The 7,326-nt window shown below is 68.5% G+C and carries 8 protein-coding genes; 3 read left to right on the top strand and 5 right to left on the bottom strand.

From position 1 onward, the window contains the following. Window positions 1–3: 3 nt before the first annotated feature. Window positions 4–783 (bottom strand): alpha/beta fold hydrolase, encoded by a 780-nt coding sequence (locus AC07ZS_RS29285; RefSeq protein WP_494801954.1) that lies wholly within the window; start codon window positions 781–783, stop codon window positions 4–6. Window positions 784–790: 7 nt separating this feature from the next. Continuing rightward, entirely contained in the window at window positions 791–1,354 is a 564-nt protein-coding gene (locus tag AC07ZS_RS29290) for a cupin domain-containing protein (RefSeq protein ID WP_494801955.1), read from the bottom strand. A 238-nt stretch (window positions 1,355–1,592) separates the two neighbouring features. Here AC07ZS_RS29290 and AC07ZS_RS29295 point away from each other — a divergent pair, with 238 nt between their 5' ends. Next, the gene (locus AC07ZS_RS29295; protein ID WP_494801956.1) at window positions 1,593–2,504 is read left to right on the top strand and encodes a LysR family transcriptional regulator; all 912 of its coding nucleotides are present in this window, start codon (window positions 1,593–1,595) and stop codon (window positions 2,502–2,504) included. Between the two features lie 8 nt (window positions 2,505–2,512). Here AC07ZS_RS29295 and AC07ZS_RS29300 read toward each other — a convergent pair whose 3' ends face one another. Further along, entirely contained in the window at window positions 2,513–2,983 is a 471-nt protein-coding gene (locus AC07ZS_RS29300) for a DM13 domain-containing protein (protein ID WP_494801957.1), read from the bottom strand. Window positions 2,984–3,038: 55 nt separating this feature from the next. On the opposite strand from AC07ZS_RS29300, the gene AC07ZS_RS29305 reads away from it, so the two are divergent. After that, window positions 3,039–3,677 (top strand): MBL fold metallo-hydrolase, encoded by a 639-nt coding sequence (locus tag AC07ZS_RS29305; protein ID WP_494801958.1) that lies wholly within the window; start codon window positions 3,039–3,041, stop codon window positions 3,675–3,677. 2 nt (window positions 3,678–3,679) lie between these two features. On the opposite strand, the gene AC07ZS_RS29310 is transcribed toward AC07ZS_RS29305, so the two are convergent. Continuing rightward, on the bottom strand, window positions 3,680–4,546 hold the full coding sequence (locus AC07ZS_RS29310) for a M48 family metallopeptidase (RefSeq protein ID WP_494801959.1): 867 nt from the start codon (window positions 4,544–4,546) through the stop codon (window positions 3,680–3,682). Window positions 4,547–4,608: 62 nt separating this feature from the next. Between AC07ZS_RS29310 and AC07ZS_RS29315 the strand changes: the two genes are divergently transcribed. Next, on the top strand, window positions 4,609–5,991 hold the full coding sequence (locus AC07ZS_RS29315; protein ID WP_494801960.1) for an AmpG family muropeptide MFS transporter: 1,383 nt from the start codon (window positions 4,609–4,611) through the stop codon (window positions 5,989–5,991). 3 nt (window positions 5,992–5,994) lie between these two features. Here AC07ZS_RS29315 and AC07ZS_RS29320 read toward each other — a convergent pair. Beyond that, the coding region (locus AC07ZS_RS29320; RefSeq protein ID WP_494801961.1) for a class I adenylate-forming enzyme family protein at window positions 5,995–7,326 on the bottom strand (1,332 nt) is incomplete at its 5' end.

Raw genomic sequence — 7,326 nt, forward strand, 5'->3', positions numbered from 1 at the left:
GGGTTACGCGGGGGGGATGAGCAGGCTTTCGTAGTCCTGGGGGTTCAGCACATGCGGGTAGTGGCCTCCGGTGGGCAGACTCACATGGCGAGCCCCGGGGTATTGCTGGCGCAAACGCTCGCGCACGTTGGGCGGAATCAGCGGGTCGTCGTCGCAATCGAGCACCGTGATGGCCGTGTCGGGCAAGGGCAGGGGCGGGCAGGCCTGCGAACGTACCACGCCCAGAAAGCGCGCCTGCAGATTGACCGGCGATTGCCGTTCGGCCAGCATGATCTCCTGCAGCTGCTGCAAGGGTGCCGTGGGCGCGGCGCGCACGCGCGTCAGCCATTCGGCATGCAGGTCCTGCGCGCTGATGCGCTCCACGAACTCGCGGTCGAACATCGGGTTGGAGGCCAGGTCCGTGCCGTCCACAAAGCCGTTGCCCAGCACCAGCGAGGTCACGTTCTGCGGATGGCGCAAGCCATAGAACTGCAGCCAGTAGGCCGAGAACGAAGAGCTCACCAAGCGTCCGGGGGGGAGTTCGAGGTGCTTGACCACGGCGGCCAGTCCGTCGGCGAGCTGCGCTGGATCGGACAGCGCCGGGTAGGTGACCGCGATCAGGCGCAGGCGCTGACCGAGCGAGAGCAGGGTGCGAACGAACATCGCACTGTCACCGACCGACCCCGGCAGCAGGATGGTGGCGGGGCCGTCGGCCTGCGTGTCCAGCCAGCGCCACTCATGTCCGTCGACCGTCAGTGAACGCCAGGTGTAGAGGGCCTCGAGTTGCGACAGCGATTCGCGCATGGCGGGCTCAGAATTGGCCGTTGGCATCGACGTAACCCTTGGCCTTCAGTTCTTCCATGGCCTGAGGCGAAAACTCCGCCTCGGGCTGGTTGCCCCCGATCACGAACAGCAGCCAGTGCGTGCTGTTGGGCTCTTCAAAGGTGATGTTCTCGAAGCGGCGCTGCACGCCGGCGGGAAATGAGATCACGTCGCGCGGGCCCAGCTCGAACGACTCCACGCGGTCGTCCACTTCCCACGAGCAGCGCCAGCGGCCCGTCAGCGGCATGAAGGTCTCGTTGGTGTCGTGGTTGTGCATCATCGGGCCCTTGCCGGGTGAGGTCTCGCACATGCCCAGGTTGAAGCCTTCGTTGATCTTGATCGCCGCATTGCGCGCGGAGTTCGCACCCACGGGCGAGTGCTTGTCCGGGTCGCCTTCGGGCGGCTGAAAGCCGATCACGTTGTACAGCGTGCGGACGGCGCTGGGGTAGCGGCTGTCGGGCAGGCCGCCGTCGGAGCCTTTGAGCTCGCTGAACAGGGCGACGCGCTTGCGCATCTCTTCGCGGGTGACACGGATGGTGGGGATCTTGCCCATGGTGGTTGCTCCTTGGAACTTTGAGAAAGGGACGTGCCGGGCGCCTGCGGCGCGAACGTCGTTTGAAATCGCGGGTCATGTGCTTGTCTCCCATGCCCGCTCGTGAACGTGCGGATTAAAGACGCAGCACGGCCAGGGGGCAATTGGCCTTGCCGATAGCCGTTATCGGTCTCTCGATGGGCACAATGGGGCCGGGAGATGCAGGGCCGGCCAGAGCCCCACCACAAGGATTTGCCCCATGCGATTGCGCGACGCCGACCTGAACCTCCTCGTCGCTTTCGACGCCTTGATGCGCGAGTGCCACGTGACTCGCGCGGCCAACCTGCTCGACATCAGCCAGTCCTCCATGAGTCTGGCGCTGGCCAAGCTGCGTGTGCTGTTCCATGATCCGCTGCTCATCAAGTCAGGCAACGCGCTCATCCCCACGGTGCGTGCACGCGAACTTATTCCGCAGGTGGAGCAGGTGTTGCGCAGCGTGGACGTGTTGATTCACGAACACGCGCCGTTTGATCCGGCGCACGCCAGCCAGGTGATCACGATGATCGCGGTGGACTACATCGACTTCGTGGTCATGCCCACGCTCATGGAGGCGCTCGAGCGCGAAGCGCCCGATGTCTCGCTGCGCCTCATCAACCCCAACCCGCGCCGGCTGGGCGAGATCATGAGCCGGGGAGACATCGATTTGGCACTGTCCTACTTTCCCACGCCGCCGGAGAACATCCGGACGCGTCCGCTGTTCACCGACCGTCTGGTGGGCATTGCGCGAACCGGCCACCCGATGTTCGAGCGCCCGCTGTCGCTGGAGCGCTTCTGCGAATACGGCCACGTGGCCATTGAGCCGGGAGAGGGCGCCACCATGTACAACGCGCTGGTGGACGACGCGCTGCAGAACGTCGGCATGCAGCGCCGTGTGGTGCTGTCCAAGCCCACTTTCCTCGGCGTGCCTTTCGTGATCGCGCAGACCGACCTCATCGCCACGCTACCGGAGCGGCTGGTGCAGCGCTTCACGGACATCGCCCCTGTGCGCATCTTCGAGCCGCCCCTGCCGCTGGAGCGGCTCAACGTCGTTCTGATGTGGCACGACCGCACCCACAACAACCCGCTGCATCGCTGGGTGCGCGAACTGGTCGTCAAACTGTTTGCGCGTTGAGCATGCCCTCAGCGGTATTGCGCCGCCGAGATGAACTCGCTGAAGGTCTCGCACCAGACCACGACGGTGTTGTAGGCCGTCAGGTCTGTGCCGGGTGGCAGCGCGACGATGAAGTTGTCGAAGGTTTTCACATCGCCCACGCGCAGTGCCTGGGCCTTGAGCTGCAGGAACTCGGCCTCGTCCTGCACGAAGGCCGGCGCGAGGTACAGCTTGTAGTCGGGCCCGGGTGCGAGCCGGCCCATGAGCGCGACAGCCGCCGGCCCCACCGACACCGCGCCTTCACCCCAGTGCAGGGCGTCGCTGCCGGCCAGGTCGCGCCGGAATTGACCGCTGAACTGAGCTTGCTTGGCAAGCGCGCTCACTTCGGTTGCTGGAGGCGCAGGCGGTGCAATCAGGATGGGCAGAACGTAGACGCCCGCGGCAAAGCCCATGAGCGCCACCATGGTGTGGGTCGCGAGCAGGAGCAGCGCCTTTTTCATGGTGCCGTTGTACATCAGATCCGGCGACCTAGAATCGGTTTCTTTTCCGATCGCCATGCTCCGCTACCACACCGTCCCCGTCACCGCCTTCGCGCAGAACTGTTCCCTCGTCTGGTGCGACGACACCCTGGAGGCGGCGGTGATCGATCCCGGCGGCGATCTGGATCGCCTGCTGGCCGAGGTGAAGCGGCTGGGCCTGAACCTCAAGGCGATCTGGCAGACCCATGCGCACATCGACCACGCGGGCGGCACCGCCGAGCTGGCGCGCCGCCTGAGCCTGCCCATCATCGGCCCGCACCCGGGCGACCAGTTCTGGATTTCGGGCCTGCCGCAACAAGGCGCGATGTTCGGCTTTCCGCCGGCCGAGGTCTTCACCCCCACGCGCTGGCTGGACGACGGCGACACGGTGCAGATCGGCCACTGCACGCTCAACGTGCGGCACTGCCCGGGTCATACGCCGGGCCATGTGGTGTTCCATTCCCCCGAGGCCAAACGCGCCTTCGTGGGCGATGTGCTGTTCGCCGGCAGCATCGGTCGCACCGATTTCCCGCAGGGCAATCACCAGCAATTGATCGACAGCATCACCGAGCGCCTCTGGCCCATGGGCGACGACACCGTGTTCATTCCGGGCCATGGGCCGGAGAGCACGTTCGGCCGGGAGCGCCAGAGCAACCCGTACGTGCGCGGGACCTGAGTTCAGCCTTTGCGGGCCTGTTCGTACAGGCCCTGCACCTTGGGCACGTTGGCTTCCAGCTCGCGGATGCGGTCGGGGCCGCTGGGGTGGGTCGAGAGGAAACTGGCGCCCGAGCCCCCGCCGTTGGCGGCCATCTTCTGCCACAGGCTCACGCTGGCCCGGGGCTGGAAGCCCGAGCGGGCCGCGAGTTCGAGGCCGACCAGATCGGCCTCGGTTTCGTCCTCGCGGCTGAACTTCAGGGTGAGCAGCTGCGTGCCCAGGTTGGCGGCCACGTCGCCCAGCTGGCCCAGGCCCAGCAGCTGGGCTGCGATGGACAGGCCGATGCCGGTGGCGTTGCTCTTGGCCACGCGCGAGCGGGCGTGCTCGCGCAGCGCATGCGCCATTTCGTGGCCCATGATCATCGCGGTCTCGTCGTCCGTGAGGCTGAGCTTTTCCAGGATGCCGGTGTAGAACGCGATCTTGCCGCCGGGCATGCAGAAGGCGTTGATCTGCGCGCTCTGGATCAGGTTGACTTCCCACTTCCACTGCGTGGCGCGCGAGTTCCACTGCGCCGAATGGGGAATGATGCGCCGCGCGATGGTGCGCAGCCGCTGCACCTGGGGGTGGCTGTCGGGCATCAACACCTTCTTGGCGTTGGCCTCGGCCATCATCTGCCCGTACTGCTGGCCGGCGGCGCTTTCCAGCTCATCGGCCGGGACCAGCTTGCGCAGCGCCGAACCTTCGCCCACGTTCACTTGCGCGACGGCCGGCAGGGCCGACGCCGCCGCGGCGGCGGTGCCCGCCAGCACAAAGGCGCGCCGCGCCGACCACACGTGTTCGGGCCGCGGGGTCTCGGGGGCGGGGGACTTCAGGTCGCAGAGCAGGCACATGCGTGAATAATAGACAAAGCCGGGCGTTTGTGCCTGCACCTTTTTTTCTTTTATCCACTTCCATGTCCGTGCCCCCCACCTTGCCGCAGGCTGCCCCCACGGACGTTGACACCACCGCCCGACCCACCTGGGGCGAGACCTTGCGGGTGTACCTGGAGCCGGCCAGCCTGCGCATGTTCGCGCTCGGGTTCTCCGCCGGCCTGCCGCTGCTGCTGGTGCTGGGCACGCTGAGCTTTCGCCTGCGCGAGGCCGGGCTGGACCGCACCACCATCGGTTACCTGAGCTGGGTCGGCCTGGCCTATGGCTTCAAGTGGTGCTGGGCACCGCTGGTCGACCGCCTGCCCATCCCGTTGCTCACGCGCTGGCTGGGCCGGCGGCGCAGCTGGTTGCTGCTGTCGCAGGCGCTGATCATGGCCTCGCTGGTGGGCATGGCCCTGGCCGACCCCCGCACCGAGCTCCAGCTGGTGGTGTGGTTTGCGCTGGCGGTGGCCTTCGCCTCGGCCACGCAGGACATCGCGCTCGACGCCTTCCGCATCGAGTCGGCCGACGTGCGCCACCAGGGCGCGCTCGCCGCCACCTACCAGACCGGTTACCGCCTGGCCATGATCTGGGCCGGGGCCGGCGTGCTGTGGATCGCCGCGCGCGCGGAAATCGCGCCCGCCGCCGTGGCGGCCGCGCCGGGTGCGCTCTACCAGCAGGCCGCCTGGACCACCGCCTACCTGGTGATGGCCGCGAGCATGCTGGTGGGCGTGTTCACCGTGCTGTTCTCGCGCGAGCCCGCGCGCGTGGCCTTGCCGCCGGCGAAGAACGCCGCCGACTGGCTGCGCGGCGCGCTGATCGAGCCGTTCGCCGATTTCCTGCGGCGCTATGGCCGGCAGGCGCTGCTGATCCTGGCGCTGATCGGCGTCTACCGCATCAGCGACGTGGTGATGGGCATCATGGCCAACCCCTTCTACGTGGACATGGGCTACACCAAGGACGAGGTGGCGGCGGTGACCAAGGTGTTCGGCGTCATCATGACGCTGGTCGGCGCCTTCATCGGCGGGGCGCTGTCGCTGCGCCTGGGGGTGATGCGGGTGCTCATGCTCGGGGCGGTGCTCTCGGCCGCGAGCAACCTGCTGTTCGCCTGGCTGGCGGGGCATGGGCACGACGTGACCGCGCTGATTCTGGTGATCTCGGCCGACAACCTGAGTGCCGGCGTGGCCTCGGCCGCCTTCATCGCCTACCTCTCGGGCCTGACCAATGTGCGCTACTCGGCCACGCAGTACGCGCTGTTCAGTTCGATGATGCTGCTGGCACCCAAATGGCTGGCGGGCTACTCGGGCGCTTTCGTGGATGCCTACGACTACCCGACCTTCTTCATCGCCACGGCCTGCCTGGGCGTGCCGGTGCTGTTGCTGATCTGGCTGGCCACGCGCCTGGCGCCGGTCGAGCCCAAGGCCTGACGTTCAACCCTCCAGCAAGGCCTTGACGGCTGGCTTCTGCACCTTGCCCAGCGCGGTCTTGGGCAAGGCCGCGACGCGGTGCCAGCGGCGGGGCCACTTGTAGCGCGCCAGCCGGCCGTCCAGAAAGCCCTGCAGCGTGTCGGCCCAATCCGCGGCCGCGCCGTCGCGCAGCACCACCACGGCCACCACCGCCTCGCCCCAGCGCGGGTCGGCCTGGCCGACCACGGCGCACTCGGCCACCCAGGGGTGCTGCACCAGCAGGTTCTCGATCTCGGCGGGGTAGATGTTCTCGCCGCCCGAGATCAGCATGTCCTTGGCGCGGCCGACCACGGTGTAGCTGCCATCGGCCGCTTGCTGCGCGAGGTCGCCGCTGTGGAAGAAGCCCTCGGCATCGCAGGCGGCCTGATCCGGCCAGTAGCGCCGCACCACGTTGGGCGCGCGAAGCCACAGCTCGCCGACTTCGCCGGCGCGCACCGGCTCGCCGGCCGGGTCGCGCAGCGTCACCGTCACCCCCGGTGCTGGCCAGCCGCAGGTCCCGAGGTGGCTGGCCGCGTGGGCGGGCGGCAGGGCGATGGAGAACGGGCCGGTCTCGGTGCTGCCGTACACGTTGCACACCGGCACGCCGCGCGCGTGGCAGGCCTCGATGAGGGGGGCGGGCAGCAGGCTGGAGCCGGCCCAGATGGCGCGCAGGCCGCCGAGGTCGGTGCCCGGCCAGTCGGCGTGGGTGGTGAGCGCCTGCAGCGTGGCGGGCACCTGCAAAGTCAGGGTGGGGCGGTCTTCGCGCAGGCTGCGCAGGGTGGCCGCGGCGTCGAAGCGGCTGTGCAGCAGCACCTGCGCACCCACCGAGAGCGCGGGCAGGGTCTGGATGCACAGGCCGCCGACGTGGAACAGCGGCAGCACGGTCAGCACCGTGTCGTGTTCGGTCAGCGCCTGCACCTGGGCGGCGGTCGCCATGTTGGCCAGCAGATTGCCCTGGGTGTGCACCGCGCCCTTGGGCAGGCCGGTGGTGCCCGAGGTGTAGACCAGCAGCGCCGGATGGTCGCCGCCGCCGATGTCCTCGACGCCCACGGCCACCGGGTCGAGCGGCAGCCCATCCAGGTGGATCGGGGCGGGGTGCGCGAGTGCGCGGGCCGCTTCGGCCAGGGCCGTGTCGTGGATGAGCAGGGCGGGGCGGCAGTCCTGCAGCAGGGCGGCCCACTCGGCGGGCGAGAGGCGGTGGTTCAGCGGCACGAGCAGCGCGCCCAGGCGCGCCAGCGCAAAGAGCAGGGCGATCTGTGCCGGGTGGTTCAGGCCCAGCCAGGCTACCCGGTCGCCCCCCCGCCCCCCCTGGGTGCG

It is taken from the genome of Hydrogenophaga sp. GW456-12-10-14-TSB4 (assembly GCF_059424305.1).

Coding starts and splice junctions, on each gene's coding strand:
- AC07ZS_RS29285 (WP_494801954.1), bottom strand. CDS start 783: ATGCGCGAATCGCTGTCGCAACTCGAGGCCCTCTACACCTGGCGTTCA.
- AC07ZS_RS29290 (WP_494801955.1), bottom strand. CDS start 1,354: ATGGGCAAGATCCCCACCATCCGTGTCACCCGCGAAGAGATGCGCAAG.
- AC07ZS_RS29295 (WP_494801956.1), top strand. CDS start 1,593: ATGCGATTGCGCGACGCCGACCTGAACCTCCTCGTCGCTTTCGACGCC.
- AC07ZS_RS29300 (WP_494801957.1), bottom strand. CDS start 2,983: ATGAAAAAGGCGCTGCTCCTGCTCGCGACCCACACCATGGTGGCGCTC.
- AC07ZS_RS29305 (WP_494801958.1), top strand. CDS start 3,039: ATGCTCCGCTACCACACCGTCCCCGTCACCGCCTTCGCGCAGAACTGT.
- AC07ZS_RS29310 (WP_494801959.1), bottom strand. CDS start 4,546: ATGTGCCTGCTCTGCGACCTGAAGTCCCCCGCCCCCGAGACCCCGCGG.
- AC07ZS_RS29315 (WP_494801960.1), top strand. CDS start 4,609: ATGTCCGTGCCCCCCACCTTGCCGCAGGCTGCCCCCACGGACGTTGAC.